At 71.0% G+C, this 26,432-nt stretch carries 27 protein-coding genes; 22 read left to right on the plus strand and 5 right to left on the minus strand.

Going from position 1 to position 26,432, the window contains the following annotated elements; genetic code table 11:
* Positions 1-40 precede the first annotated feature (40 nt).
* Together OG386_RS33955 and OG386_RS33960 are read right to left on the minus strand one after the other, a co-directional pair.
* The gene (locus OG386_RS33955; protein ID WP_328791226.1) at positions 41-1,270 is read right to left on the minus strand and encodes a DUF349 domain-containing protein; all 1,230 of its coding nucleotides are present in this window, start codon (positions 1,268-1,270) and stop codon (positions 41-43) included.
* Positions 1,271-1,461: 191 nt separating this feature from the next.
* On the minus strand, positions 1,462-2,253 hold the full coding sequence (locus OG386_RS33960; protein WP_328791227.1) for a peptidylprolyl isomerase: 792 nt from the start codon (positions 2,251-2,253) through the stop codon (positions 1,462-1,464).
* Positions 2,254-2,406: 153 nt separating this feature from the next.
* Between OG386_RS33960 and OG386_RS33965 the strand changes: the two genes are divergently transcribed.
* From OG386_RS33965 to OG386_RS33985, 5 genes are all read left to right on the plus strand, one after another.
* Complete coding sequence (locus OG386_RS33965) at positions 2,407-3,117, plus strand: MBL fold metallo-hydrolase (RefSeq protein ID WP_328791228.1); 711 nt, start codon at positions 2,407-2,409, stop codon at positions 3,115-3,117.
* 10 nt (positions 3,118-3,127) lie between these two features.
* On the plus strand, positions 3,128-4,387 hold the full coding sequence (gene hisS / locus OG386_RS33970) for a histidine--tRNA ligase (protein WP_328791229.1): 1,260 nt from the start codon (positions 3,128-3,130) through the stop codon (positions 4,385-4,387).
* Between the two features lie 123 nt (positions 4,388-4,510).
* Entirely contained in the window at positions 4,511-5,128 is a 618-nt protein-coding gene (locus OG386_RS33975; RefSeq protein WP_327386396.1) for a vitamin K epoxide reductase family protein, read from the plus strand.
* Positions 5,129-5,186: 58 nt separating this feature from the next.
* Positions 5,187-6,542: a replication-associated recombination protein A gene (locus tag OG386_RS33980; RefSeq protein WP_328791230.1), complete on the plus strand. Its 1,356-nt coding sequence runs from the start codon at positions 5,187-5,189 to the stop codon at positions 6,540-6,542.
* A gap of 109 nt (positions 6,543-6,651) precedes the next feature.
* Entirely contained in the window at positions 6,652-7,362 is a 711-nt protein-coding gene (locus tag OG386_RS33985) for an HNH endonuclease family protein (RefSeq protein WP_328791231.1), read from the plus strand.
* On the opposite strand, the gene OG386_RS33990 is transcribed toward OG386_RS33985, so the two are convergent.
* Positions 7,356-7,997 (minus strand): DUF2470 domain-containing protein, encoded by a 642-nt coding sequence (locus OG386_RS33990; protein ID WP_405786625.1) that lies wholly within the window; start codon positions 7,995-7,997, stop codon positions 7,356-7,358. The genes OG386_RS33985 and OG386_RS33990 overlap by 7 nt on opposite strands.
* A 322-nt stretch (positions 7,998-8,319) precedes the next feature.
* Between OG386_RS33990 and rpsD the strand changes: the two genes are divergently transcribed.
* A complete protein-coding gene (rpsD, locus tag OG386_RS33995; RefSeq protein ID WP_008740451.1) occupies positions 8,320-8,931 on the plus strand; it encodes a 30S ribosomal protein S4 in 612 nt (203 codons plus the stop codon).
* A 78-nt stretch (positions 8,932-9,009) separates the two neighbouring features.
* Here rpsD and OG386_RS34000 read toward each other — a convergent pair whose 3' ends face one another.
* Complete coding sequence (locus OG386_RS34000; protein WP_328791233.1) at positions 9,010-11,184, minus strand: ATP-binding protein; 2,175 nt, start codon at positions 11,182-11,184, stop codon at positions 9,010-9,012.
* A gap of 147 nt (positions 11,185-11,331) precedes the next feature.
* Between OG386_RS34000 and OG386_RS34005 the strand changes: the two genes are divergently transcribed.
* From OG386_RS34005 to nusB, 15 genes are all read left to right on the plus strand, one after another.
* Positions 11,332-11,775 (plus strand): DUF948 domain-containing protein, encoded by a 444-nt coding sequence (locus tag OG386_RS34005; protein WP_327386400.1) that lies wholly within the window; start codon positions 11,332-11,334, stop codon positions 11,773-11,775.
* A gap of 8 nt (positions 11,776-11,783) precedes the next feature.
* The gene (locus tag OG386_RS34010) at positions 11,784-12,128 is read left to right on the plus strand and encodes a DUF6167 family protein (protein ID WP_327386401.1); all 345 of its coding nucleotides are present in this window, start codon (positions 11,784-11,786) and stop codon (positions 12,126-12,128) included.
* Positions 12,128-14,797: an alanine--tRNA ligase gene (gene alaS / locus OG386_RS34015; RefSeq protein WP_328791234.1), complete on the plus strand. Its 2,670-nt coding sequence runs from the start codon at positions 12,128-12,130 to the stop codon at positions 14,795-14,797. Before OG386_RS34010 ends, alaS begins: the two co-directional genes overlap by 1 nt.
* A gap of 2 nt (positions 14,798-14,799) precedes the next feature.
* Positions 14,800-15,270: a Holliday junction resolvase RuvX gene (gene ruvX, locus OG386_RS34020; protein ID WP_030009552.1), complete on the plus strand. Its 471-nt coding sequence runs from the start codon at positions 14,800-14,802 to the stop codon at positions 15,268-15,270.
* Positions 15,271-15,398: 128 nt separating this feature from the next.
* On the plus strand, positions 15,399-17,183 hold the full coding sequence (gene mltG, locus OG386_RS34025; protein ID WP_328791235.1) for an endolytic transglycosylase MltG: 1,785 nt from the start codon (positions 15,399-15,401) through the stop codon (positions 17,181-17,183).
* 6 nt (positions 17,184-17,189) lie between these two features.
* The gene (locus OG386_RS34030) at positions 17,190-18,014 is read left to right on the plus strand and encodes a shikimate dehydrogenase (protein ID WP_266598652.1); all 825 of its coding nucleotides are present in this window, start codon (positions 17,190-17,192) and stop codon (positions 18,012-18,014) included.
* Between the two features lie 31 nt (positions 18,015-18,045).
* Positions 18,046-18,237, plus strand: coding sequence for a hypothetical protein (locus OG386_RS34035; protein WP_327386405.1), 192 nt, complete (start codon positions 18,046-18,048; stop codon positions 18,235-18,237).
* A 132-nt stretch (positions 18,238-18,369) separates the two neighbouring features.
* Positions 18,370-19,554, plus strand: a complete 1,185-nt coding sequence (gene aroC, locus OG386_RS34040) for a chorismate synthase (protein ID WP_328791236.1) — start codon at positions 18,370-18,372, stop codon at positions 19,552-19,554.
* Positions 19,551-20,069, plus strand: coding sequence for a shikimate kinase (locus tag OG386_RS34045; protein ID WP_266598656.1), 519 nt, complete (start codon positions 19,551-19,553; stop codon positions 20,067-20,069). The genes aroC and OG386_RS34045 overlap by 4 nt, the downstream gene beginning before the upstream one ends.
* Positions 20,066-21,157 (plus strand): 3-dehydroquinate synthase, encoded by a 1,092-nt coding sequence (gene aroB / locus OG386_RS34050; protein WP_327386408.1) that lies wholly within the window; start codon positions 20,066-20,068, stop codon positions 21,155-21,157. Before OG386_RS34045 ends, aroB begins: the two co-directional genes overlap by 4 nt.
* Positions 21,154-21,594 carry a type II 3-dehydroquinate dehydratase gene (aroQ, locus tag OG386_RS34055; RefSeq protein ID WP_030387213.1) on the plus strand — a complete coding sequence of 147 codons (441 nt, stop codon included), beginning with the start codon at positions 21,154-21,156 and terminating at the stop codon, positions 21,592-21,594. The genes aroB and aroQ overlap by 4 nt, the downstream gene beginning before the upstream one ends.
* Positions 21,595-21,686: 92 nt before the next feature.
* A complete protein-coding gene (locus OG386_RS34060) occupies positions 21,687-22,496 on the plus strand; it encodes an AAA family ATPase (protein WP_328791237.1) in 810 nt (269 codons plus the stop codon).
* Between the two features lie 137 nt (positions 22,497-22,633).
* A complete protein-coding gene (locus tag OG386_RS34065; RefSeq protein WP_328791238.1) occupies positions 22,634-23,740 on the plus strand; it encodes an aminopeptidase P family protein in 1,107 nt (368 codons plus the stop codon).
* 59 nt (positions 23,741-23,799) lie between these two features.
* Positions 23,800-24,366: an elongation factor P gene (gene efp / locus OG386_RS34070; RefSeq protein WP_030008757.1), complete on the plus strand. Its 567-nt coding sequence runs from the start codon at positions 23,800-23,802 to the stop codon at positions 24,364-24,366.
* Positions 24,367-24,369: 3 nt separating this feature from the next.
* A complete protein-coding gene (gene nusB, locus OG386_RS34075; protein ID WP_030008756.1) occupies positions 24,370-24,804 on the plus strand; it encodes a transcription antitermination factor NusB in 435 nt (144 codons plus the stop codon).
* A 170-nt stretch (positions 24,805-24,974) separates the two neighbouring features.
* Here nusB and bldD read toward each other — a convergent pair whose 3' ends face one another.
* Positions 24,975-25,475, minus strand: a complete 501-nt coding sequence (gene bldD, locus OG386_RS34080) for a transcriptional regulator BldD (protein WP_030008755.1) — start codon at positions 25,473-25,475, stop codon at positions 24,975-24,977.
* A 295-nt stretch (positions 25,476-25,770) separates the two neighbouring features.
* Between bldD and pyrR the strand changes: the two genes are divergently transcribed.
* Complete coding sequence (gene pyrR / locus OG386_RS34085; RefSeq protein ID WP_030732111.1) at positions 25,771-26,346, plus strand: bifunctional pyr operon transcriptional regulator/uracil phosphoribosyltransferase PyrR; 576 nt, start codon at positions 25,771-25,773, stop codon at positions 26,344-26,346.
* Positions 26,347-26,432 lie beyond the last annotated feature (86 nt).

The raw sequence follows: 26,432 nt of genomic DNA on the forward strand, positions 1-26,432 counted from the left end.
AGATCCGTACCGGGGCCCTTCCGCGTACCCGTGCGGGGAATCAGCCGCCGAACTCCTCCAGGCCCTTCAGCGCCTGGTCCAGCAGGGCCTGGCGGCCCTCCAGCTCGCGCGACAGCTTGTCGGCCTTGGCGTTGTTGCCCGCCGCGCGCGCCGCGTCGATCTGCTCACGCAGCTTGTCCACCGCCGCCTGGAGCTGACCCGTCAGACCGGCCGCACGCGCCCGCGCCTCCGGGTTCGTACGACGCCACTCGCCCTCCTCGGCCTCCTGGATCGCCCGCTCGACCGAGTGCATGCGGCCCTCGACCTTCGGCCGGGCGTCCCGCGGCACGTGGCCGATGCCCTCCCAGCGCTCGTTGAGGGAGCGGAACGCGGCACGGGCCGCCTTCAGGTCCGTTACGGGGACGAGCTTCTCGGCCTCGTCGGCCAGCTCCTCCTTGAGCTTCAGGTTCTCGATCTGCTCGGCGTCGCGCTCCGCGAAGACCTCGCTGCGGGCCGCGAAGAACACGTCCTGCGCACCGCGGAACCGGTTCCACAGGTCGTCCTCGGACTCGCGCTGCGCCCGGCCCGCCGCCTTCCAGTCGGCCATCAGCTCGCGGTAGCGGGCCGCGGTCGGACCCCAGTCGGTCGACTTCGACAGCGACTCGGCCTCGGCGACCAGCTTCTCCTTGACCTTGCGGGCATCCTCGCGCTGCGCGTCCAGCGAGGCGAAGTGCGCCTTGCGGCGCTTGGAGAAGGCGGACCGCGCGTGCGAGAACCGGTGCCACAGCTCGTCGTCCGACTTGCGGTCCAGACGCGGCAGCCCCTTCCAGATGTCCACCAGGGCGCGCAGCCGCTCGCCGGCACTGCGCCACTGGTCGCTCTGGGCCAGCTGCTCGGCCTCGACGACCAGCGCGTCCTTGGCCGCACGGGCCTCGTCCGTCTGCTTGGCCTTCGCTACCTTGCGCTCCTCGCGCCGGGACTCCACGGTCGTGACCAGCTTGTCCAGCCGCACGCGCAGGGCGTCCAGGTCGCCCACGGCATGGTGCTCGTCCAGCTGCGTACGCAGGTGGTCGATCGCCGTCTGGGCGTCCTTGGCGGACAGATCAGTGGTCCGCACCCGCTTTTCGAGGAGGCCGATCTCGACCACCAGGCCCTCGTACTTGCGCTCGAAATAGGCCAGGGCCTCCTCAGGGGTGCCGGCCTGCCACGATCCGACGACCTGCTCGCCATCGGAAGTACGCACGTACACGGTGCCCGTCTCGTCGACTCGGCCCCACGGGTCGCTGCTCACAGCGCCTCCTCCACCTGATGCCTTGCGAGGGGTTCACCCCCTGGGCATCGTCCACAGTTTCCTGGGGCGGGCAGCGCCCGCCCTGCACAACGCCAACATAGGCGACCGCCGGGCCGGCTGTCCGCATCACGCACGACGGAATATCGGCGTACGGGATGCGGGCCGGCCGGGCCCGGGGTCGGCGCACCAGGTCAGTTCTGCGTGACCGTGCCCTTCTCGATCTTCACCTCGGTCTTGGGCGCGCCGTCCTGGCCGCCGTCGACCGTACCGGCCTTCGCGATCTCCTCCAGGACCTTCAGGCCGGCCGCGTCGATCTTGCCGAACGGCGTGTACGACGGCGCCAGCGGGCTGTCCTTGTAGACCAGGAAGAACTGGCTGCCGCCCGAGCCGGGCTGACCCGTGTTGGCCATCGCCACCGTGCCGGCCGGGTAGACGACCTGGCCCTGATCGTTGGCCTTGCCCAGCGAGTCCAGGTTCTCGTCCGGGATGTTGTAGCCCGGGCCGCCGCGGCCGGTGCCCTCGGGGTCGCCGCACTGGAGCACGAAGATCCCGCCGGCCGTCAACCGGTGGCACTTGGTGTTGTCGAAGTAGCCCTTGTCGGCGAGCGACTTGAACGAGTTCACGGTCTGCGGGGTCTTGGCCGCGTCCATCGTGAAGTTGATGTCACCCGCGCTGGTCTTCAGCCCGAAGGTGTACTTCGCCTTCTGGTCGATCGCCATCTCCGGCGAGGGGGACTGCTTGGGCGCGGGCTCGCTCGCCGATGCCGAGGGGTTCGCGGACGGGTCCGCGGCCTGGTCCTTCTTGTCCTTGTCGAAGACACCGCCCACGATCAGGCCGACCAGCGTCGCGATCACCACGGCCACGGCCGCACCGATCACCGCCGCACGCTGGCGACCCTTCTTCCGGGCCTCGGCGCGGCGCTTCTGCTGGCGCTCGTACTTCTCCCTGGCGAGCTGTCGCCGCCGCTGATCGCTCGTGACCACCGGGTCGTCTCCTTGTACGTGTCTGATACTGCTGTCCGGGCTGGGCTAGGCCGTACCGTATATGGGTTCGCTGTGTAATGAGCGGCGCCGGTAGGCTCTGAGCAGCAGGATTCCTGTCTACAACCTCCCGCTGGACGATGATTGAGGACGAACGTGCTGATTGCCGGGTTCCCCGCAGGCGCTTGGGGCACCAACTGCTACGTGGTCGCCCCCGCCGCCGGTGAGGAGTGCGTCATCATCGACCCGGGCCACCAGGCCGCCCAGGGCGTCGAGGAGACGCTGAAGAAGCATCGGCTCAAGCCCGTCGCGGTCGTGCTGACCCATGGCCACATCGATCATGTGGCCTCGGTGGTCCCGGTGTGCGGAGCACACGACGTACCGGCCTGGATCCACCCCGAGGACCGCTACATGATGAGCGACCCGGAGAAGGCCCTCGGCCGCTCCATCGGGATGCCGCTCATGGGCGAGCTGACCGTGGGGGAGCCGGACGACGTCCGCGAACTGGCCGACGGCGCCACCCTGAAATTGGCCGGAATGGACTTCTCCGTGGCGCACGCGCCGGGCCATACCAAGGGGTCGGTGACCTTCCGGATGCCCGAGCTGGCCGACGTCCCGCCGGTCTTCTTCTCGGGCGACCTGCTCTTCGCCGGCTCCATCGGACGCACCGACCTGCCCGGCGGCTCCCACGCCGAGATCCTCGAATCGCTGGGCCGCGTGTGCCTGCCGCTCGACGACTCGACCGTGGTGCTGTCCGGCCACGGTCCCCAGACCACCATCGGCCGCGAGCGCGCGACCAACCCGTACCTTCGGGAAGTCGCCGCCGGGCTCGGAGACGGCACCGCCGCTCCACGACGAGGAATGTGACGAAAGCTTCGTGGCTACTTTCCAGGCCCCCAAGGGCACGTACGACCTGATCCCGCCGGTGTCCGTGAAGTACCTGGCGGTGCGCGAGGCCCTCGCGGCGCCCCTGCGCAACTCCGGCTACGGCTACATCGAGACCCCCGGCTTCGAGGACGTGGGCCTCTTCGCCCGCGGCGTCGGCGAGTCCACCGACATCGTCTCCAAGGAGATGTACGCCTTCGAGACCAAGGGCGGTGACCAGCTCGCCCTGCGCCCCGAGGGCACGGCCTCCGTGCTGCGCGCGGCCCTGGAGGCCAGCCTGCACAAGAAGGGCAACCTGCCGGTCAAGCTCTGGTACTCGGGCTCCTACTACCGCTACGAGAAGCCGCAGGCGGGCCGCTACCGCCACTTCTCGCAGGTCGGCGCCGAGGCGATCGGCGCCGAGGACCCGGCCCTGGACGCCGAGCTGATCATCCTGGCCGACCAGGCGTACCGCTCGCTGGGCCTGCGCAACTTCCGGATCCTGCTGAACTCGCTGGGCGACAAGGAGTGCCGTCCGGTGTACCGGGAGGCGCTGCAGTCCTTCCTGGCCGGCCTCGACCTCGACGCGGAGACCGTGCGCCGGGCCGAGATCAACCCGCTGCGCGTCCTCGACGACAAGCGGGCCGAGGTGCAGAAGCAGCTCGTCGGCGCCCCGGTGCTGCGGGACTACCTCTGCGACGCGTGCAAGGCGTACCACGAGCAGGTCCGGGTCCTGGTGACGGCGGCCGGCGTCGCCTTCGAGGACGACGAGAAGCTGGTGCGCGGGCTGGACTACTACACCCGCACCACCTTCGAGTTCGTCCACGACGGCCTGGGTTCGCAGTCCGCGGTCGGCGGCGGCGGCCGCTACGACGGCCTGTCCGAGATGATCGGCGGACCGGCCCTCCCGTCGGTGGGCTGGGCCCTCGGCGTGGACCGCACGGTCCTGGCCCTGGAGGCCGAGGGCGTCGAACTCGACGTCCCGGCGTCGACCTCGGTGTTCGCAGTGGCGCTGGGCGAGGCCAAGGCGACCGTGTTCGGCCTCGTGACGCAGCTGCGCAAGGCGGGCGTCGCGGCCGACATGTCCTACGGCGGCAAGGGCCTCAAGGGCGCCATGAAGGACGCGAACCGCAGCGGTGCCCGCTTCGCGGTCGTCGTGGGCGAGCGGGACCTCGCCGAGGGCGTCGTCCAGCTGAAGGACATGGAGTCCGGCGAGCAGACGGCCGTGCCCGTCGACGAGCTGGTCGACACGGTCCGGACCCGCCTCGCCTGACGGCGGCGGCACGGGAGCACGTACGGGACGGGGCCGGGGATCTTTCCCCGGCCCCGTCCGTTCACAGGCTCGTACGGCACAATGGCCCGTGCTTGATCACCTGGCAGATGTGGAGCGGGCGGTATGACGACACGAAGCGCGGACGCGGACACCGCCCGGGGCAGGACCGTCGGGGGGAGCCGGGCCCTGGCCCTGCTGCTGGTGATCACCGGAGCCGCGGGCCTGTTCGCCGCCTGGGTGATCACGATCGACAAGTTCAAGCTGCTGGAGGACCCGACCTTCAAGCCCGCCTGCAGCCTCAACCCGATCGTCTCCTGCGGCAACATCATGACGAGCGACCAGGCGTCGGCCTTCGGCTTCCCGAACCCGATGCTCGGACTCGTCGCCTACGGGATCGTGATCTGCGTCGGCATGAGCATGCTGGCCGGTGCCTCGTTCCGCCGCTGGTACTGGCTGACCTTCAACGCAGGCACCCTCTTCGGCGTCGTCTTCTGCGCCTGGCTCATGTACCAGTCGCTCTACAACATCAACTCGCTCTGCCTGTGGTGCTGCCTGGCCTGGGTCGCCACGATCTTCATGTTCTGGTACGTCACCGCCCACAACGTCCGCGAGGGGCTGCTGCCCGCCCCGGGCTGGCTCAAGTCCTTCCTCGACGAGTTCACCTGGGTCCTGCCCGTCCTGCACGTCGGGATCATCGGGATGCTGATCCTGACCCGCTGGTGGGACTTCTGGACCTCCTGAGCCCCTGGACCGACTGAGGGCGGGCGGCCCTGTCGGTGGGCTCGCATAGGCTTCCCGTGTGGAACCAGACCTGTTCACCGCCGCTGCCGAAGACCGCCGGGAGAAGGACCCCGCGAGCTCCCCGCTCGCCGTCCGGATGCGCCCGCGCACCCTGGACGAGGTCGTCGGCCAGCAGCACCTGCTGAAGCCCGGATCACCGCTGCGGCGGCTGGTCGGGGAAGGGGCCGGCGGCCCGGCCGGTGCCTCGTCGGTGATCCTCTGGGGCCCGCCCGGCATCGGGAAGACGACGCTGGCGTACGTGGTCAGCCAGGCCACGCAGAAGCGGTTCGTGGAACTCTCCGCCATCACGGCGGGCGTCAAAGAGGTACGGGCCGTCATCGAGGGCGCCAAGCGCGCGGCCGGCGGCTACGGCAAGGAGACCGTCCTCTTCCTCGACGAGATCCACCGGTTCAGCAAGGCGCAGCAGGACTCGCTGCTCCCCGCCGTCGAGAACCGCTGGGTGACGCTGATCGCGGCCACCACCGAGAACCCGTACTTCTCGATCATCTCCCCGCTGCTGTCGCGCTCGCTGCTGTTGACGCTCGAACCGCTGACGGACGAGGACCTGAGCGCCCTGATGCGGCGCGCGCTCACCGAGGAGCGGGGCCTGGGCGGTTCCGTCACCCTCCCGGTGGACGCGGAGGCGCACCTGCTGCGGATCGCGGGCGGCGACGCCCGGCGGGCGCTGACGGCGCTGGAGGCGGGCGCCGGGTCGGCCATCGCCAAAGGCGAGGACGAGATCACGCTCCAGACGCTGGAAGAGGCGGTCGACCGGGCGGCGGTCCGGTACGACAAGGACGGCGACCAGCACTACGACGTGGCCAGCGCGCTGATCAAGTCGATCCGCGGCTCGGACGTCGACGCCGCGCTGCACTACCTGGCCCGGATGATCGAGGCCGGGGAGGACCCCCGGTTCATCGCCCGCCGTCTGATGATCTCCGCGAGCGAGGACATCGGCCTGGCGGACCCGACGGCCCTGCCGATCGCGGTGGCCGCGGCCCAGGCGGTGGCGATGATCGGCTTCCCGGAGGCGGCCCTGACCCTCTCGCACGCCACGATCGCGCTGGCGCTGGCCCCCAAGTCGAACACCGCCACGACCGCGATCGGCGCGGCGCTGGCCGACGTACGGGCGGGCCTCGCGGGACCGGTCCCGACGCACCTGAGGGACGGGCACTACAAGGGCGCGGCGAAGCTGGGGCACGCGCAGGGGTACGTGTACCCGCACGACGTGCCGGGCGCGATCGCGGCGCAGCAGTACGCGCCGGACGAGATCCAGGGCAAGCGGTACTACGAGCCGACGCGGTACGGCGCGGAGGCCCGCTACGCGGACGTGGTCGAGAAGGTCCGCGAGCGGCTCCGGGGCGCCGGGTCCTGACCTGCGGCGCGGCCCGGAGGCGCCGCCCCCGGACCCCCGCGCCCCGAACGCCGGTGGGGCTGGACAGCCGTGTCGGCCGGCCGGCCGAGCGGGGGCCTAGGCTCCCCGCATGGGACGCCGTGCACCGCTCGTCGTCGCCGCGGTGGCTCTGCTGCTCAGCGGCTGTCATCACGGCGGCGTCGAGACGGCGCGGGCCAGCGCGGCGGCGCTGGTCGCCCGGGTGCCGCTCAGCGGGGCCGGGTTCCCGCCGGACGCGCGCACCGCGCGGGCGCAGCTGGCCCGGCTGAAGGTCGAGCGGGGCAGGAACTGGGAGACGTACGAGCGCGAGAACTTCGGCCGGTACTGGTCCGACGAGACCGACGCCGTCGGCGGGCGCAACGGCTGTGACACCCGCGACGACGTCCTGCGCCGGGACCTCCGGGAGCTCCGCGAGGGGGACCGGAACCCCTGCGTCGTGCTCTCCGGCGTGCTGCACGACCCGTACACCGGCAAGGTGCTGCCCTACGCCTACCGGCGGGCCTCGCAGATCCAGACCGACCACGTGGTCGCGCTCGGCGCCGCCTGGCGGGCCGGCGCGTACGCGTGGACCCCGCAGCGCCGGCTGGAGTACGCCAACGATCTCGACGTACTGCTCGCCGTGGACAAACGGACCAACCAGGACAAGGGCAGCAAGACGGCCGACGAGTGGCGGCCGCCCCGGCGTGCGTACTGGTGCGAGTACGCGCGCCGCTACGCCGGCATCAAGGACGAGTACGGCCTGTCCGTGACGGCGCCCGAGAGGCTCGCCCTCCAGGACCTGCTGGCCACCTGCCCTCAGTAGGAAGCGGCCGAGAACAGGGAGTGCATCGCCCGGCGCAGGCCGCAGATGTCCGCGACCGGCTCCGGGAAGTCGAAGCGGGCGTCGAAGGAGCCGGCCGGGACGCCCATGAAGCGGACGCGCAGGCCCAGGCGGTCCAGGGAGAGCGGGACGGCGGTCATTCCGCGGGCCTCGCGGGCGCCGAGCAGGCCGCCCAGCTCGCCGAGCCGGTCGCCGTGGGCGGAGTACAGGTGCTGCAGCAGCTCGGACTCGTGCGCGACCATCGGGTCCGGCTCCGCGGCGGCCAGGTCGTCCGGGTCGACGTGCTCGGCGCCCCACAGGTCGTCCACCGAGATCTCGCCGACCTCCAGGCGCAGCATCATCCAGGCCGGGCGACCGGCGTGGGGGGCGTCGAGGGACTCCCGCATGCCCAGCAGCTCGCCCACCGGCTGCCGCTCCGCGAGCAGCGCCGCGCAGGCCGCGCGGTCGTCCCCGCGCACCGGCGTCAGCCACCCGGCCAGCCAGGCGCGGCCTCGGATACGATGTGGGACGGACACCGGCGCCACATCCGTGATCTCGATCACGGCGGTGAGGTCGTCGTCCTGGGCGTGAGCGGCTGCCCTGGCAGCCGTGGATTCCCCGGAAACAAGGAGAATCACGTCCCCGTCCGGGGTGACGGTCCGTGCGACCGGCAGCCCTGTCCCGAACTCCTCGGCCTCGTGACTGTCACGAGCACCGATCAGCGTGAGGGATACTGAGGCGTTGGACTCTACGAGGGTTCGTACGCGTTCGGCTCCGGTGAGCTGCCGAACGCCTTCCCTGGGACGCGGCTGACCTTGCTTATCGTCGGCGCAAGCGGATTCTGTTTCGTCTGAATCCGAACTGCGTTGCGCACTGGGCAGGGGGATCCCATGTGGTCGAGACATTACGTCCTCCTCGCTAAGGTAAGCCTCACCTAACTTACATGGAGGTAGGTTCCCCGTGAACCAGAAGCGACCCAAGGTCAAGAAGTCGCGTGCCCTCGGCATTGCGCTGACCCCGAAGGCCGTCAAGTACTTCGAGGCCCGCCCCTACCCGCCGGGCGAGCACGGCCGTGGCCGCAAGCAGAACTCGGACTACAAGGTTCGTCTGCTGGAGAAGCAGCGTCTGCGCGCTCAGTACGACATCTCTGAGCGTCAGATGGCCCGCGCGTACGACCGCGCCAAGAAGGCCGAAGGCAAGACGGGCGAGGCGCTGGTCGTCGAGCTCGAGCGTCGCCTCGACGCCCTGGTCCTGCGTTCGGGCATCGCCCGCACCATCTACCAGGCTCGCCAGATGGTCGTTCACGGCCACATCGAGGTCAACGGCGACAAGGTCGACAAGCCGTCGTTCCGCGTCCGTCCGGACGACGTCATCACCGTGCGCGAGCGCAGCCGCGAGAAGGTTCCGTTCCAGGTTGCCCGTGAGGGTGGCTACGCAGGCGAGGGCGAGACCCCGCGCTACCTGCAGGTCAACCTGAAGGCCCTGGCCTTCCGCCTGGACCGCGACCCGAACCGCAAGGAAATCCCGGTCATCTGCGACGAGCAGCTCGTCGTCGAGTACTACGCCCGCTGATGCAGGCCTAGTCTCACCGACTGGTCAGCCCGCCGTCCCCTCCATGGGGCGGCGGGTTTTCCGTTTCCGGGTCCGGCGTCACGGGTGCGGCCGCTCCGCCGCCGCACCCGTCGACACCCGGGAGCCGCGCGGCCGCCCCGCCTGCCGCGGCACCCCGCCGGCGCCGTGCTCCTCCGGATCGCGCAGCGCCCGCCCGACCAGCGCCTCACGGCTCAGCTCCCGGCCCTCGGCCTCGTACGCCGCGTAGCGCTCGGCGCCCAGCAGCTCGCCCGCCCGCTCCCGGCACATCAGCCGCGGGGCGTTGAAGTACCCCGACCCGAACAGCTGCAGCCCCACCCCGCCCCACATCGGTTCCGCCGCGCCCTGGAGCACCGCGGCCTCGGCCGCGTGCCCCTCCGCGACCGTGACCAGTGCGAGCAGCTCCAGCGCGAGCACCAGCCCGACCAGATCGTGGAAGACGTGGTTGATCGCCACGCACTCGGTCAGCAGCCGCCGCGCCTCCTGGGTGCGCCCCGCGTCGAGGGCCGCGTACGCGAGCACGTACAGGGCGTACGCCTTCGTCCAGCGCTCCCCGCGCTCCTCGCAGATCTCCCGGACCTCCCCGCACAGCGCGAGCGCGCCCGGCAGGTCACCGAGGAAGGCCAGCGCCATCCCCAGCTCCACCTGGCACATCAGCACGTTGCTGTTCAGCTCGCCGGCCGCCCGGTACTGCTCCAGCGCCGCGCCCAGCAGCTCCCGGGCCCGCGCCATCTCGTCCGAAACCAGCGCCAGGCAGCCCATCCGGTGCACCGCGTAGGCCGCTGCGACCGGGTTCCCGCTCTGCGCCGCCCCGTCCCGGCACTCGTACAGGGCGCTCATCGAGGCCGCCGCGTCCCCCTGCAGGGCCGCGACATAGCCCAGTACCCACAGGGCCTTCAGTCGCGAGGTCTCGTACTCCACCGCCTGGTCCGCCGGCTCCAGGGTCCGGTCCAGCCAGTGCCGCCCCTCGGTCAGGCGCCCGCAGCCGGCCCAGTAGAACCACAGGGTCCCCGCCAGGTACTGGCCCAGGTGCGCCTCGTCCGGCTCGTCCAGGCAGCACTCCAGGGCCAGCCGGATGTTCGGCAGCTCCGCCTCCACCAGCGCGGCCACCTCCTGCTGGCGCGGGCTGAACCAGTCCAGCTCGCACCACGTCGCCAGCCCCACGTACCAGTCCCGGTGGCGCCGCCGCAGGCGTCCGGCGTCGCCCAGCGACTCCAGCCACCCCGCCCCGTACATCCGTACGGTCTCCAGCATCCGCAAACGCACCCCGGCGGGCGTCTCCTCCCGGACCAGCAGGGACTGGGCGAGGAGCTCCCCGACCAGGTCCAGCACGGCCTCCACCGGCAGATCCGGACCCGCGCACACGTATTCCACGGCGTCCAGGTCGAACTGCCCCGCGAACACCGACAGGCGCGCCCACAGCAGCCGCTCCGCGGGCGTGCACAGCTCGTGGCTCCAGCCGATCGTCGTCCGCAGCGCCCGGTGCCGGGCGAGCCCGCCGCGCGCACCGCCCGTCAACAGCGCGAAGCGGTCCTCCAGCCGGGCCAGCACCTGCGCGGGGGACAGCGTCCGCAGCCGGCCCGCAGCCAGCTCCAGCGCCAGCGGGATCCCGTCGAGGCGGGCGCACAGCTCGACCAGCGCGGCCCGGTTCTCCGCGGTCACCGCGAAGGCCGGGTCGGCCGCGGACGCCCGCGCCGTCAGCAGGGCCAGCGCCTCCTCGGCGGCCGGCGGGGCCAGGGGGAAGACCGACTCCCCGTCCAGGTCCAGCGGGCGCCGGCCGGCCGCGAGGACGCGCAGGCCGGGACAGCGCCGCAGCAGCTCCCGTACCAGGTCGGCGCACTCCTCGACCAGCTGCTCGAAGCCGTCCAGCACCAGCAGCAGCCGGCGCCCGACCAGGTGCTCGGCCAGGACCGTCCGCAGTGGCCGGGTGGTGTGGTCGGTCAGCTCCAGGGCCTCGGCGAGGGCCAGCTCCAGCAGTGCGGGATCCCGTACGGTGGCCAGCTCGGCCAGCCAGGCGCCGTCGCAGTAGCGTTCCTGCGATCCCTCGGCGGCGGCCCGGGCCGCCGCGAGCACGAGCCGGGACTTGCCCACCCCGCCCACGCCGGTCACCGTCACGAGCCGCGAGCACTCCAGGAGCCGCCCCACCTCGGCGAGTTCGCCACCCCGCCCGATGAACCGGCCGAGCTCCGAGGGAAGATTGCCCCCGGCAGTGCTTCGAAGGGGTGTCTGTCCCATGGGACACGGAGGGTACTGGTCCGGATGCGCTGCGTTCAAGGCGGATCCGGTCCTCACGGATTTCCGGTACGGCCGAGGATCTCCGGCGCGATAGGGTCGGAGGGCGAATAGTCCTGCGGTTCAGGTACAGACAGAGAGCGGTGTGACGTGTCCGGTGTAGAGGTGGCCGGGATCATCGTGGCCGTCTTCTGGGCCATCCTGATCTCCTTCCTCGCCGTGGCCCTGGTGAGGCTGGCCCAGGTGCTCAGGGCGACCACCAAGCTGGTCGCCGACGTGACCGACCAGGCCGTCCCGCTGCTCGCCGACGCCTCCACCACCGTCCGTTCCGCGCGCACCCAGCTCGACCGGGTCGACGCCATCGCGAGCGACGTGCAGGAGGTCACCTCCAACGCCTCGGCGCTGTCCTCCACCGTGGCCACCGCCTTCGGCGGGCCGCTGGTGAAGGTCGCGGCCTTCGGCTACGGCGTCCGCAAGGCGCTGGGCAAGGGCGATGCCGCGACGTCGGGCGGCACGCCGCCGAAGACATCCCGACGAACCGTGATCGTTGGACGTACGGTGCCGGCCGCCCGGCGCCGGAAGCAGAAGGGCTGAGACCGCCGATGTTCCGCCGAGCCTTCTGGTTCACCGCAGGCGCAGCCGCCGGCGTGTGGGCCACCACCAAGGTCAACCGCCAGCTGAAGAAGCTGACGCCGGAGAGTCTCGCCGCCCAGGCGGCCGACAAGGCCGTGGAGGCGGGACACCGCCTCAAGGACTTCGCCCTCGACGTCAAAGCGGGAATGACGCAGCGCGAGGACGAGCTGAACGACGCGCTGGGGCTCCACCAGGATCCCGACCGGCTCGACAACGTCACGGCCCTCCCCGGGCCGCGGCGGCTGCGGGCCATCGAGAACAGCAAGACCACCCACCGACCTAAGTTGTCGTACGACCGGAATGAGGACCACTGATGGAGTCGGCTGAGATTCGCCGCCGCTGGCTGAGCTTCTTCGAGGAGCGCGGTCACGCCGTTGTCCCTTCGGCGTCGCTCATCGCGGACGACCCGACTCTGCTGCTGGTGCCCGCGGGCATGGTGCCGTTCAAGCCCTACTTCCTGGGTGAGACCAAGCCGCCGGCCCCGACGCTCACCAGCGTCCAGAAGTGCGTCCGTACGCCGGACATCGAAGAGGTCGGCAAGACCACCCGGCACGGCACGTTCTTCCAGATGTGCGGCAACTTCTCCTTCGGGGACTACTTCAAGGAAGGCGCCATCAAGTACGCCTGGGAGCTGCTCACCAGCTCCGTGGCGGACGGCGGCTACGGCCTGGAGCCGGAGAAGCTCTGGATCACGGTCTACCTCGACGACGACGAGGCCGAGCAGATCTGGCGCGAGAAGATCGGCGTCCCCGCCGAGCGCATCCAACGCCTGGGCAAGAAGGACAACTTCTGGTCCATGGGCGTCCCGGGTCCCTGCGGCCCGTGCTCCGAGATCAACTACGACCGCGGCCCCGAGTTCGGCGTCGAGGGCGGCCCGGCCGTCAACGACGAGCGCTACGTGGAGATCTGGAACCTGGTCTTCATGCAGTACGAGCGCGGCGCCGGCGACGGGAAGGAAGACTTCCCGATCCTCGGTGACCTGCCGTCGAAGAACATCGACACGGGCCTCGGCCTCGAACGCCTCGCGATGATCCTGCAGGGCGTGCAGAACATGTACGAGACCGACACCCTGCGCGTGGTCATGGACAAGGCCACCGAGCTGACCGGCGTGCGCTACGGCGCCGCCCAGGGCACGGACGTCTCGCTGCGCGTGGTCGCCGACCACATCCGCACCTCGACGATGCTCATCGGCGACGGCGTCACCCCCGGCAACGAGGGCCGCGGCTACGTGCTGCGCCGCATCATGCGCCGCGCCATCCGCAACATGCGCCTGATGGGCGCCACCGGTCCCGTCGTCCAGGACCTGGTCGACGTCGTGATCAACACGATGGGCCAGCAGTACCCGGAGCTCGTCACCGACCGCAAGCGCATCGAGACCGTCGCGCTCGCCGAAGAGGCCGCCTTCCTCAAGGCCATCAAGGGCGGCACCAACATCCTCGACACCGCCGTGACCGAGACCAAGGCCACCGGCGGCACGGTCCTCTCCGGCGACAAGGCCTTCCTGCTCCACGACACCTGGGGCTTCCCGATCGACCTCACCCTCGAGATGGCCGCCGAGCAGGGCCTGACCGTGGACGAGCCCGGCTTCCGCCGCCTGATGCAGGAGCAGCGCGACCGGGCCAAGGCCGACGCCAAGGCCAAGAAGACCGGCCACGCGGACATGTCCGCCTACCGGGAGATCGCCGACGGCTCCGGCGCCACCGAGTTCACCGGCTACGCCACCACCCAGGGCGAGTCGACCATCGTCGGCCTGCTGGTCAACGGCGTCTCCGCGCCCGCCGCCTCCGAGGGCGACGAGGTCGAGGTCGTCCTCGACCGCACCCCCTTCTACGCCGAGGGCGGCGGCCAGCTCGCCGACCAGGGCCGCATCAAGCTCGACACCGGCGCCGTCATCGAGATCCGCGACGTCCAGCAGCCGGTCCCGGGCGTCTCCGTGCACAAGGGCTCCGTCCAGGTCGGCGAGGTGACGGTGGGCGCCTCCGCGTACGCCGCCATCGACATCAAGCGCCGCCGCGCCATCGCCCGCGCCCACTCGGCCACGCACCTGACCCACCAGGCGCTGCGCGACGCCCTCGGCCCGACCGCCGCCCAGGCCGGTTCGGAGAACAGCCCCGGCCGCTTCCGCTTCGACTTCGGCTCCCCGAACGCCGTTCCCGGCTCGGTCCTCACCGACGTCGAGCAGAAGATCAACGACGTGCTCTCGCGCGAGCTCGAAGTGACCGCCGAGATCATGAGCATCGACGAGGCGAAGAAGCAGGGCGCCATCGCCGAGTTCGGCGAGAAGTACGGCGAGCGGGTCCGCGTCGTGACCATCGGCGACTTCTCCAAGGAGCTGTGCGGCGGCACGCACGTCGGCAACACCGCCCAGCTGGGTCTGGTGAAGTTGCTCGGCGAGTCCTCCATCGGCTCCGGCGTGCGCCGCGTCGAGGCCCTCGTCGGCGTGGACGCGTACAACTTCCTCGCCAAGGAGCACACGGTCGTCGCCCAGCTCCAGGAGCTGGTCAAGGGCCGTCCGGAGGAGCTGCCGGAGAAGATCGCCTCCATGCTCGGCAAGCTGAAGGACGCCGAGAAGGAGATCGAGAAGTTCCGCGCGGAGAAGGTCCTCCAGGCCGCCGCCGGGCTCGCCCAGAACGCTCAGGACATCAAGGGCGTCGCCCTCGTCGTCGGCCAGGTGGCGGACGGCATCGGCGCCGACGACCTGCGCAAGCTGGTCCTCGACGTCCGGGGCCGCATTCCGGGTGACCGCCCGGCCGTCGTGGCCCTGTTCACCGTGGCGAACGACCGCCCGCTGACCGTCATCGCCACCAACGAGGCCGCCCGCGAGCGCGGCCTCAAGGCGGGCGACCTGGTCCGTACGGCCGCCAAGACCCTCGGTGGCGGCGGTGGCGGCAAGCCGGACGTCGCGCAGGGCGGCGGCCAGAACCCGGCCGCCGTGCCGGAGGCCATCAGCGCCGTCGAGCGCCTCGTCGTAGAGACGGTCTGACGATGACCCTGCGCCGCGGCCGCCGGCTCGCCATCGATGTCGGTGACGCCCGTATCGGGGTCGCCTCGTGCGACCCCGACGGGGTGTTGGCCACACCGGTGGAAACCGTTCCGGGCCGGGACATCCCCTTCGCCCACCGGCGGCTGCGGCAGCTCGTCGAGGAGTACGAGCCCCTCGAAGTCGTGGTCGGCCTTCCCCGTTCGCTCAGCGGGCGGGAGGGTCCGGCCGCGGTCAAGGTGCGCGCCTTCGCGAACGAACTCGCCAAGGGCATCAAGCCGGTGACGGTCCGTCTGGTGGACGAGCGGATGACCACGGTCACCGCCGCCCAGGGTCTGCGGGCCTCCGGGAAGAACGCCAAGAAGGGCCGGTCGGTCATCGATCAGGCAGCCGCTGTGGTGATCCTTCAGAACGCTCTTGAGACCGAACGGGTATCGGGTAATCCTCCCGGCGAGTGCGTCGAAGTGGTTGTCTGATCGCGATACGGTAACGTTCCGCGCGATGAGACGGCATTCGAACAGCCGTCGCCCACCGTCAAAGAGGCGGAACCGGGTGCCATGGACGACGGAGTCCGTGGCCTCCGTCTCGCGGCTCTAGGGGACCGATGACTGAGTATGGCCGGGGCCGTGGCCCCGAACCCTGGCACCCCGAGGACCCCCTTTACGGGGACCAGGGGTGGACCGGGCACCAGACCCAGCAGGGTCAGGTGCCTCACGGCGGTGCCCCGCAGCAGCAGGAGTACCCACAGGAGCCGCAGTACCAGCAGCAGCAGTACCCCCAGCATCCGCAGTACCAGCAGTACCCGGAGTACCAGCAGCAGCAGTACCAGCAGCAGTACCCGCAGGGGCAGTACCCGCAGCAGGCACAGCAGGCACAACAACAGCAGCCGCAGCAGTACCTTCAGGGCCAGTACCCGCAGCAGCGTTACGTCGGGCAGCAGCAGGCACAGCAGCCGCAGCAGCCGGCCTACGACAGCCAGGGCTGGGACACCGGCCAGGGCCAGTACGCGGCGGCCGTGCAGAGCGGCCCGTACGCGGGCGTGGACCCCTACACCCAGCAGCCCGCAGCGGGCTACCCGGGTGAGGCCCCCGACCTCTACAGCACGGAGGACGCCTACGCGCCGCCGCAGCCCCCGGGCCGGCGGCACCCGGAGCCGGAACCCGTCGAGGAGCCGGAGCCCGCGGAGGAGCCGGAGAAGGACCTGCTCACCGCCGGTGGAGGCCGTGACGGCGACGACGGCGACGGAGACGACGACGGCGGCGACGGCCGCCGGGGCGGCCGCTCCAAGGGCGGCAAGCCCAAGAAGCGCAGCGGCACGGCCTGCCTGGTCGCCGCGGTCGTCATCCTCGGCGTGGTCGGCGGTGGCGGCTACTACGGCTACGACTACCTCAAGGCCAGGTTCAGCTCGGCCGAGGACTTCGCGGGCGAGGGCAGCGGCGAGATCGTCGAGGTCGAGATCCCCAAGGGCTCGGGCCTCATGCAGATGGGCCTGATCCTCAAGAAGGCGGGCGTCGTCGCCAGCGGGCAGGCGTTCGTCGACGCCGCGTCCAAGCTCCCTCCGGGCAAGGCCATCCAGGCCGGTGTCTACCCGCTCCGGAAGAAGATGTCGGCCTCGTCCGCGGTCGAGGTGATGAGCGACCCCTCGAAGCTGAACGTGATCACGGTCACCGAAGGCATGCGCAACAGTGCGGTGTACGCGGCGATCGACAAGAAGCTGGGCCAGCAGGAGGGCACCACCGCCGAGATCGCCAAGCGCGAGGTCAAGAACCTCGGCCTGCCGGCCTGGGCGAACAACAACCCGAAGCTGATCGACCCGCTCGAAGGCTTCCTGTACCCGGCGCGCTACGACCTCAGCAAGGACAGCACCCCCGACTCCCTGCTCAAGCAGATGGTCAAGAACGCGACCGACAAGTACACGGAGCTGGGCCTCGAGGGCAAGGCCAAGGAGCTGGGCCTGGAGAATCCGCTCCAGGTGGTCACGGTCGCCAGCCTCGTCAACGCCGAGGGCAAGAACCACGACGACTTCAGGAAGATGGCCGAGGTGGTCTACAACCGCCTCAAGAAGACCAACGACGTCACGAACCAGAAGCTCCAGTTCGACTCGACGTACAACTACGTCAAGAACCAGAGCGAGATCAACTTCAACCTGAAGGAAGCCCAGGCCTTCGACCACCCCTACAACACGCACTTCGTCAGGGGACTGCCCACCGGTCCGATCAACAACCCGGGCCTGGACGCGCTGACCGCTACGCTCAACCCGGACCACGGTGGCTGGATGTTCTTCGTGTCGGTCGACGGCAAGACCACGACCTTCACCAAGACCTACGAAGAGCACACCAAGCTGGCCAACGAGTTCCAGGAACGGCAGAAGCAGAAGAACGGCGGATAGCAGGACATGTCACGCATAAGGGCCGCGGTGTTGGGTTCGCCCATCGAGCACTCGCTCTCACCGGTGCTGCACCGCGCCGCTTATCAGGAGCTCGGCCTCGACGACTGGTCGTACGACCGCTTCGAGATCGACGAGGCCGCGCTCCCGGAGTTCGTGGCAGGACTCGGCCCCGAGTGGGCCGGGCTGTCCCTGACCATGCCGCTCAAGCGGGCGATCATGCCGCTGCTGGACGGCATCAGTGACACGGCCGCCTCCGTCGAGGCGGTCAACACGGTCGTCCTCACCGAGGACGGCCGGCGCCTCGGCGACAACACCGACATTCCCGGCATCGTCGCCGCGCTCCACGAGCGCGGCGTCGAAAAGGTGTCCTCCGCAGCCATCCTCGGCGCCGGCGCCACGGCCTCCTCGGCGCTCGCCGCGCTCTCGCGGATCTGCTCCGGCGAGGTCACGGCGTACGTCCGCTCGGCGGCCCGGGCGGACGAGATGCGGCAGTGGGGCGAGCGGCTCGGCGTGCCCGTACGCACGGCCGACTGGTCCGGGGCGGCCGAGGCGCTGTCCGCGCCCCTGGTGATCGCCACCACTCCGGCCGGTACGACCGACGCCCTGGCGGCGTCCGTACCCGAAGGGGCGGGCACCCTCTTCGACGTCCTCTACGACCCCTGGCCGACCGCGCTGGCCGCGGCCTGGTCGCGGCAGGGCGGCCAGGTCGTCGGCGGACTCGACCTCCTCGTCCACCAGGCCGTGCTCCAGGTCGAGCGGATGACGGGCCGGACCCCGGGTCCGCTCGCCGCCATGAGGGCCGCCGGAGAGCGGGCGCTCGCCGCCCGTTAGGATTTCCGCCTGCGCATTCACAGGGGGCGGCATGGACGGGAACAGCACGGACCTAGTACTCGCGTCGAAGTGGGACCTCCCCTTCGTCATCTTCAGCATGGTCAGGGTGGCGTTCGGCACCCTGCCCTTGTGGGCCAAGGCGCTCATCCTCGGACTCTTCGGTTCCGTCGTCCTCTGGTACGGGATCACCTGGCAGCGCGAGCGCGGCCGGCGGGCCCGCTGACGCCTCGGGCGTCCGATAGCTGGACCGGGGCCCGATAAACCCCTCCGGACGTGGGAGGATCGGGTGAGGCGGGTCCGGGCCGCGCACCCGATCGCGCCGTCGCTGTACCAGGCGCGAGCATGAGGAGCATCGTTGAGCAGGTTGCGTTGGCTGACCGCAGGAGAGTCGCACGGACCGGCACTGGTCGCGACGCTGGAGGGCCTTCCCGCCGGCGTCCCGGTCACCACCGAGCTGGTGGCCGATCACCTGGCCCGGCGCCGACTCGGCTATGGCCGCGGTGCCCGGATGAAGTTCGAGCAGGACGAGATCACCTTCCTCGGCGGCGTCCGCCACGGCCTGTCCCAGGGCTCCCCGATCGCGGTCATGATCGGCAACACCGAGTGGCCCAAGTGGGAGACCGTCATGTCGGCCGACCCGGTCGACCCCTCGCTGCTCAAGGACACCGGCCGCAACGCGCCGCTGACCCGTCCGCGTCCCGGCCACGCCGACCTCGCGGGCATGCAGAAGTACGGCTTCGACGAGGCCCGGCCGATCCTGGAGCGCGCCAGCGCCCGTGAGACCGCCGCCCGCGTCGCCCTCGGCGCCGTCGCCCGTTCCTTCATCAAGGAGGTCGCGGGCATCGAGATCGTCTCCCACGTGGTCGAGCTGGCCGCGGCCAAGGCCCCGTACGGAGTCCTCCCGACCCCCGCCGACGTCGACAAGCTCGACGCCGACCCGGTGCGCTGCCTGGACGCCGACGCCAGCAAGGCGATGGTCGCGGAGATCGACCAGGCCCACAAGGACGGCGACACCCTCGGCGGCGTCGTCGAGGTCCTCGCCTACGGCGTCCCGGTCGGCCTCGGCTCGCACGTCCACTGGGACCGCCGGCTCGACGCGCGCCTCGCCGCCGCCCTCATGGGCATCCAGGCCATCAAGGGCGTCGAGGTCGGCGACGGCTTCGAGCTCGCCCGCGTGCCCGGCTCGAAGGCGCACGACGAGATCGTCTCCACGCCCGAGGGCATCAAGCGCACCTCCGGCCGCTCCGGCGGCACCGAGGGGGGACTGACCACCGGCGAACTGCTGCGCGTCCGCGCCGCGATGAAGCCCATCGCGACCGTCCCGCGCGCGCTGGCGACCGTCGACGTGGCCACCGGCGAGGCGGCCGTGGCCCACCACCAGCGCTCCGACGTGTGTGCCGTGCCGGCCGCCGGCATCGTCGCCGAGGCGATGGTCGCCCTCGTGCTGGCCGACGCCGTCGTCGAGAAGTTCGGCGGCGACTCGGTCCCCGAGACCCGTCGCAACGTCCAGTCCTACCTCGACAACCTGCAGATCCGGTGACGGCCGGACCGCTCGTCGTCCTCGTCGGGCCCATGGGGTCCGGCAAGTCCACGGTGGGGGCGCTGCTCGCCGAGCGGCTCGGCGTCCCCTACCGGGACACCGATGCCGACATCGTCGCGGCCCAGGGCCGGGAGATCTCCGACATCTTCGTCGACGAGGGCGAGCCGTACTTCCGCGAGCTGGAGCGGCAGGCGGTCGCCGCCGCCGTCGCCGGGCACACCGGAGTCCTCGCCCTCGGCGGCGGCGCCGTCCTCGACGAGGGCACCCGCGGGCTGCTGGCCGGCCTGCCCGTCGCCTATCTCTCGATGGACGTCGAGGAAGCCGTACGGCGCGTGGGCCTCGGCGCCGCCCGCCCGCTGCTCGCCGTCAACCCGCGCCGCCAGTGGCGCGAGCTGATGGACGCCCGGCGCCCCCTGTACACCGAAGTCGCGCGCGTCGTGGTGGCCACCGACGACCGCACCCCCGAAGAGGTCGCCCAGGCGGTCCTCGACGCTCTGGAGTTGAAGGACGTATGACAGACCAGGTGACGCGGATCCAGGTCGGCGCGACCGCCGGACACGACGCGTACGACGTGCTCGTCGGGCGCCAGCTGCTCGGCGAGCTCGGCTCCCTGATCGGTACGAAGGCCCAGCGGGTCGCCGTGATCCACCCCGAGGCGCTGGCCTCGACCGGAGAGGCGCTGCGCGACGACCTGGCCGAGCAGGGCTACGAGGCGGTCGCCATCCAGGTGCCGAACGCCGAGGAGGCCAAGACGATCGAGGTCGCGGCCTACTGCTGGAAGGCGCTGGGGCAGTCCGGCTTCACCCGCACCGACGTGATCGTCGGCGTCGGCGGGGGAGCCACCACCGACCTCGCGGGCTTCGTCGCGGCCAGCTGGCTGCGCGGGGTGCGCTGGGTCGCCGTGCCGACCACCGTCCTCGCGATGGTGGACGCGGCGGTCGGTGGCAAGACCGGCATCAACACCGCCGAGGGCAAGAACCTGGTGGGAGCCTTCCACCCGCCGGCCGGTGTGCTCTGCGACCTGGCGGCACTGGACTCGCTGCCGGTCAACGACTACGTCAGCGGCCTCGCCGAGATCATCAAGGCCGGCTTCATCTCCGACCCGGTGATCCTCGACCTGATCGAGGAGGACCCGGCGGCGGCGCGCACGCCCGAGGGCCCGCACACCGCCGAGCTCATCGTGCGCTCTATCCAGGTCAAGGCCGACGTGGTCTCCAGCGACCTCAAGGAGTCGGGGCTGCGCGAGATCCTCAACTACGGCCACACCCTCGCGCACGCCATCGAGAAGAACGAGCGCTACAAGTGGCGGCACGGCGCGGCCGTGTCCGTCGGCATGGTCTTCGCCGCCGAGCTCGGCCGGCTCGCGGGCCGTCTCGACGACGCGACGGCCGACCGGCACAAGGCGGTGCTCGCCTCGGTCGGGCTGCCGTTGACCTACCGCGGCGACCAGTGGTCCAAGCTGCTCCAGACCATGCAGGTCGACAAGAAGTCCCGCGGCAACCTGCTGCGCTTCATCGTCCTGGACGGGCTGGCCAAGCCGACCGTCCTGGAGGGGCCCGACCCGGCGCACCTGGTCGCCGCCTACGGCGAGGTGTCGGCGTGAGCCGCCCCGTCCTCGTGCTGAACGGCCCGAACCTGGGCCGGCTCGGCTCGCGCGAGCCCGACGTGTACGGGGCCACCTCGTACGCGGGACTGGTGGAGAGCTGCCGGTCGCTGGGCGAGGAGCTCGGCTTCGACGTCGAGGTCCGCGAGACCAACGACGAGGGCGAGCTGATCCGCTGGCTGCACGAGGCGGCGGACGGGAAGATCCCCGTGGTCATCAACCCGGGGGCCTTCACCCACTACTCGTACGGCATGCGGGACGCGGCCGCGCAGCGCACGGCGCCGCTGATCGAGGTGCACATCTCGAACCCGTACGCCCGCGAGGAGTTCCGTCACACCTCGGTCATCGCGGCCGTGGCGACCGGAACGGTGGCGGGCTTCGGCATCGGTTCGTACCGGCTGGCGCTGCGCGCACTGGCGGACGAGATCTCCGCCTGACACCCTGCCTGACGGTGCTGGTGGACGGCCGGGCCCCGGCAGTCATATAACGTTCTCGCATCAGTCGCCGGAACGAGACGGAGTGGCAGCGGATGCAGCACGGAGTGGGGGGCGGGGGCGCGGGCTGGGGACAGCCGGGACCGCGTCCGTCGGCGCCCCCGCAGCCGCCGATACCGCCGGCGCACGGCTGGCCGGGTTCGCCCCCGCCGCAGTCTCCGCCCCAGCCGCCCCACCAGCCCCATCAGCCGCCTCACCAGCACCATCAGTCGCAGTCGGTGCCCGCCGTGCCGGAGGCCACCGGGCACATCCCGCTGCCTCCCGCAGTGCCGGGCACCGGCGGGGCCGTCCTCGCGGTCCTGCTGATCGGCCCGGCCGGCGCCGGTAAGACCACCGTCGCCCGGCACTGGGCCAGCACCCGGCCCGTGCCGACCGCCCACGTCAGCCTGGACGACGTCCGCGAGTGGGTCTGCTCCGGCTTCGCGGACCCCCAGGCGGGCTGGAACGAGCACTCCGAGGCCCAGTACCGGCTCGCCCGCCGCACCTGCGGCTTCGCCGCCCGCAACTACCTGGCGAACGGCATCTCCTGCATCCTGGACGACGCAGTCTTCCCGGACCGGCCCGTGGTCGGACTGGGCGGCTGGAAGCGGCACGTGGGCCCCACGCTGCTGCCCGTGGTGCTGCTGCCCGGCCTGGAGATCGTCCTGGAGCGCAACGCGGCCCGTTCCGGCAACCGCCGGCTCTCCGACGAGGAAGTCGCGCGGATCCACGGCAGGATGGCCGGCTGGTACGGCTCCGGGCTGCCGATCATCGACAACTCCCACTTGGACGTCGAGGGCACCGCCCGCGCCCTCGACGAGGCCTTGGCCCGCGCCCTCTCGGCCCCCGGCGGCCGGCCCGGATAGCAGGGGGCGTCCCCTCGGCGTCCCCTCCGCGTCCCCTCGGCGTCCCCTCGGGCGCCTCGTGCCGATCAGGCCGGCCCCGGGCCCGTCCGGACGCGCTCGCCGGGCCGGATCGGCGGTGCGCTCGTACGCTCGAAGACATGTCAGACGTGTACGCCGCCCGCCGGGACCTGCTTCGCGACCGATGTGCCGCCGCGGGGAGCGCCGCTGCACTGATCACGCGTCCGGCGAACGTCCGCTACCTCTCCGGGGCGTCCCCGCTCGATGCGGTGCTGCTCGTCGGCCCCACCGAAGACATGCTGTTCTGCGCCGGCGCACCCACCGGCGAAGCCGACGAGGGCCGCCTCGACGAGCACCTGGACGTGACGGTCCTGGGCAGCCCGGGCGGTGACCCGGCCGTCGCGGCCGCCGACCTGGTCGCCTCCTTGCGGGCCGATTCGCTCGCGGTGGAGGAACACCACCTCACCGTCGGGCGCCACCGGGCCCTGCGCTCCGTCGCGCCCAAACTGCGCCTCTCGGACCTCGGCACCGCCGTGGAGCAGCAGCGCCTCGTCAAGGACGAGGAGGAGATCGCCTGCCTGCGGATCGCCGCCGAGATCGCCGACCAGGCCCTCGGGGAGCTGCTGGAGTCCATCCTCGTCGGGCGCACCGAGCGGCACCTCGCGCTGGAACTGGAGCGGCGGCTCGTCGACCACGGGGCGGACGGCCCCGCCTTCCCGACCTCCGTCGGCACCGGCCCGCACTCCGGCCGCTCCCGGCACCGGCCCTCCGACCGCAGGGTGGAGGAGGGCGACTTCCTCACGGTCTGTCTGGGCGCCAACTACCGCGGCTACCGGTGCGAGATCGGGCGGACCTTCGTGATCGGCACCAGCCCGGCCGACTGGCAGATCGAGCTGTACGACCTCGTCTTCACCGCCCAGCGGGCCGGGCGCGAGGCCCTGTTGCCCGGAGCCGCGTACCGGGACGTGGACCATGCCGCACGCTCCGTCCTGGACTCCGCGGGCCACTCGGAAGCCCTCGCTCCGTGGACCGGACACGGCGTGGGCCTCGAAATCGACGAGGACCCGCAGCTTGCACCTACGGCAATGGGTAAACTGGACGCTTGCGTGCCGGTCACCGTCGAACCGGGGGTTCACCTCCCGGGCCGGGGAGGTGTCCGGATCGATGACACGCTCGTCGTGCGCCCCGAGGCGGACGGCGGTCCCGAGCTACTCACCATTACGACCAAGGAGCTGCTCGCGCTCTAGCCGGCTCTGCCGGTCCGTGCGCGCACCCGTGGTCTTCCAGTGCAGGAGATTCCGCAACCGTGGCTTCCACGAACGACCTCAAGAACGGCATGGTGCTCAAGCTCGACGGTGACCAGCTCTGGTCCGTCGTCGAGTTCCAGCACGTCAAGCCCGGCAAGGGCCCGGCCTTCGTGCGCACCAAGCTCAAGCACGTGCTCTCCGGCAAGGTCGTCGACAAGACGTTCAACGCCGGCACGAAGGTCGAGACGGCCACCATCGACCGCCGTGACATGCAGTTCTCTTACATGGACGGCGAGTACTTCGTCTTCATGGACATGACCACCTTCGACCAGCTGATGGTGGACAAGAAGGCTGTCGGCGACGCCGCCAACTTCCTGATCGAGGGCTTCACCGCCTCCGTCGCCCAGCACGAGGGCGAGGTGCTCTACGTCGAGCTCCCGGCCGCGGTCGAGCTCAAGATCGAGCACACCGACCCGGGCGTCCAGGGCGACCGCTCCACCGGTGGCACCAAGCCCGCCACCCTGGAGACCGGCTACGAGATCCAGGTCCCGCTCTTCGTCACCACCGGTGAGACGGTCAAGGTCGACACCCGCACCAGCGACTACCTCGGCCGGAAGAGCAACTAACCCGTGGCTGCTCGGAGCAATGCGCGCAAGCGCGCCTTCCAGATCCTCTTCGAGGCCGACCAGCGCGGGGTGCCCGTACGCGAGGTCCTCGCGGACTGGATCCGCCACGCGCGGTCGGACGACCGGCAGCCGCCGGTCAGCGCCTTCACGATGGATCTCGTCGAGGGTTACGCCGACAAGGTGAACCGCATCGACGATCTGATCATCACCTACGCCGTGGACTGGGACCTCGACCGCATGCCGGTCGCCGACCGGAACATCCTGCGGCTCGGTGCCTACGAGCTGATCTGGGTGGACGACACCCCGGACGCCGTGGCCATCGACGAGGCCGTCCAGCTGGCCAAGGAGTTCTCGACGGACGAGTCCCCCTCGTTCGTGAACGGGCTGCTGGCCCGCTTCAAGGACTTGAAGCCGAGCCTGCGGCGCAGCGAGAGCTGACCGCACGGACCGGCGCCGGCACCGCCATACGGAAGGGCCCGCAACGCACGCGTTGCGGGCCCTTCCGTATGGGGCGGGGGGTGCGGGAACGCAAAAACCGGTGGGCGCCGGACCCCCGCAAGGGTCCGGCGCCCACCGGTAAACGTTTCTGCTGGTCCCGAGCCCGGGACTCAGAGCTCCTCGTGCGCCACTGCGCGACGGGCGTCCGCGTCCAGCACGCCCCAGCTGATCAGCTGCTCGGTCAGGACCGAGGGGGACTGGTCGTAGATCACGGCCAGGGTGCGCAGGTCGTCCTGGCGGATCGACAGCACCTTGCCGTTGTAGTCGCCCCGCTGGCTCTGGATCGTCGCCGCGTAACGCTGGAGCGGGCCGGCCTTCTCGGCGGGGACGCCCGCCAGGCGCTCCAGGTCGAGACGCAGCTTCGGCGGCGGCTCGGCAGCCCCGCCGGGAGTCGTACCCGGCAGCAGCTCCTGCACCGGAACCCCGTAGAAGTCCGCCAGCTCGGCAAGACGCTGGACGGTCACGGCGCGGTCCCCGCGCTCGTAAGAACCGACCACCACGGCCTTCCACCGACCCTGGGACTTCTCCTCGACACCGTGGAGGGAAAGGCCCTGCTGGGTGCGGATGGCGCGGAGCTTGGCCCCGAGCTGTTTGGCGTATTCGCTGGACATAACGCTCCCGGACGCTGTGACGCTGTGGCTGATGAACACTGCGACTACGTAACTACGTAACTACGTGCGGCTCGGCCGCGCGGCTGGTAACTCACTGTGAGGTTACGCAGCGTTACTTGGATGCGTCAAGCCGAATGGTCTTCGTCGCCCCCCGGGGGGTCCGTTCCAGCAGCTCTGTGAGAGCCATTCCGTAGTGGCCCGGTCCGAGTCACCGGCCTCTCCCTGGTACCGTGTGAGGCGTACATCAGACGTCCTTTAAGGTCCGTCCCGTGAGGCGGAGAAGGAGGTCCTTTTCATGGACACCCAGCAGAACACCGATTCCATGCGCCCCGTACTCGAAGCGCAGGACATCGCGCGGGTCCTGACCCGCATCGCCCACGAGATCGTCGAACGCGCCAAGGGTGCCGACGACGTGGTGCTCCTCGGCATTCCCACCCGCGGTGTCTACCTCGCCCGCCGGCTGGCCGCCAAGCTCGAAGAGATCACCGGTACGAAGATCCCGGTCGGCTCCCTCGACATCACCATGTACCGCGACGACCTGCGGATGAAGCCCGCCCGCGCGATCGGTCGCACCGAGATCCCCGGCGACGACCTCGACGGCCGCCTCGTCGTCCTCGTCGACGACGTGCTCTTCTCCGGACGCACCATCCGCGCGGCCCTCGACGCCCTCGGCGACCTCGGCCGCCCCCGCGCCGTGCAGCTCGCGGTCCTCGTCGACAGAGGCCACCGCGAACTGCCGATCCGCGCCGACTACGTCGGCAAGAACCTCCCCACGTCGCTGCGGGAGACCGTCAAGGTCCAGCTCCAGGAGGAGGACGGCCGTGACGCCGTGCTGCTCGGCCAGCGGACCGCCCAGGCAGCAGGCCAGTAGACCGTCCGAGTGACGGGCCCCGACCGGGCCCGCGCCGAGGCCTGCCCTGCCCCGCCCTGACCGCTCGCACCTCCGCCCGTCAGTCC

Source organism: Streptomyces sp. NBC_00273, from assembly GCF_036178145.1.
Classification (GTDB): domain Bacteria; phylum Actinomycetota; class Actinomycetes; order Streptomycetales; family Streptomycetaceae; genus Streptomyces.

What these genes read in the sequence shown, in the direction of transcription:
- aroB (WP_327386408.1), top strand. Translation starts at nt 20,066, where the DNA reads ATGACAGACCAGGTGACGCGGATCCAGGTCGGCGCGACCGCCGGACAC.
- OG386_RS34065 (WP_328791238.1), top strand. Translation starts at nt 22,634, where the DNA reads ATGTCAGACGTGTACGCCGCCCGCCGGGACCTGCTTCGCGACCGATGT.
- pyrR (WP_030732111.1), top strand. Translation starts at nt 25,771, where the DNA reads ATGGACACCCAGCAGAACACCGATTCCATGCGCCCCGTACTCGAAGCG.
- OG386_RS34030 (WP_266598652.1), top strand. Translation starts at nt 17,190, where the DNA reads ATGTCACGCATAAGGGCCGCGGTGTTGGGTTCGCCCATCGAGCACTCG.
- OG386_RS33975 (WP_327386396.1), top strand. Translation starts at nt 4,511, where the DNA reads ATGACGACACGAAGCGCGGACGCGGACACCGCCCGGGGCAGGACCGTC.
- bldD (WP_030008755.1), bottom strand. Translation starts at nt 25,475, where the DNA reads ATGTCCAGCGAATACGCCAAACAGCTCGGGGCCAAGCTCCGCGCCATC.
- ruvX (WP_030009552.1), top strand. Translation starts at nt 14,800, where the DNA reads ATGACCCTGCGCCGCGGCCGCCGGCTCGCCATCGATGTCGGTGACGCC.
- OG386_RS34000 (WP_328791233.1), bottom strand. Translation starts at nt 11,184, where the DNA reads ATGGGACAGACACCCCTTCGAAGCACTGCCGGGGGCAATCTTCCCTCG.
- OG386_RS33985 (WP_328791231.1), top strand. Translation starts at nt 6,652, where the DNA reads ATGGGACGCCGTGCACCGCTCGTCGTCGCCGCGGTGGCTCTGCTGCTC.
- OG386_RS34060 (WP_328791237.1), top strand. Translation starts at nt 21,687, where the DNA reads ATGCAGCACGGAGTGGGGGGCGGGGGCGCGGGCTGGGGACAGCCGGGA.
- OG386_RS34010 (WP_327386401.1), top strand. Translation starts at nt 11,784, where the DNA reads ATGTTCCGCCGAGCCTTCTGGTTCACCGCAGGCGCAGCCGCCGGCGTG.
- OG386_RS34035 (WP_327386405.1), top strand. Translation starts at nt 18,046, where the DNA reads ATGGACGGGAACAGCACGGACCTAGTACTCGCGTCGAAGTGGGACCTC.
- mltG (WP_328791235.1), top strand. Translation starts at nt 15,399, where the DNA reads ATGACTGAGTATGGCCGGGGCCGTGGCCCCGAACCCTGGCACCCCGAG.
- alaS (WP_328791234.1), top strand. Translation starts at nt 12,128, where the DNA reads ATGGAGTCGGCTGAGATTCGCCGCCGCTGGCTGAGCTTCTTCGAGGAG.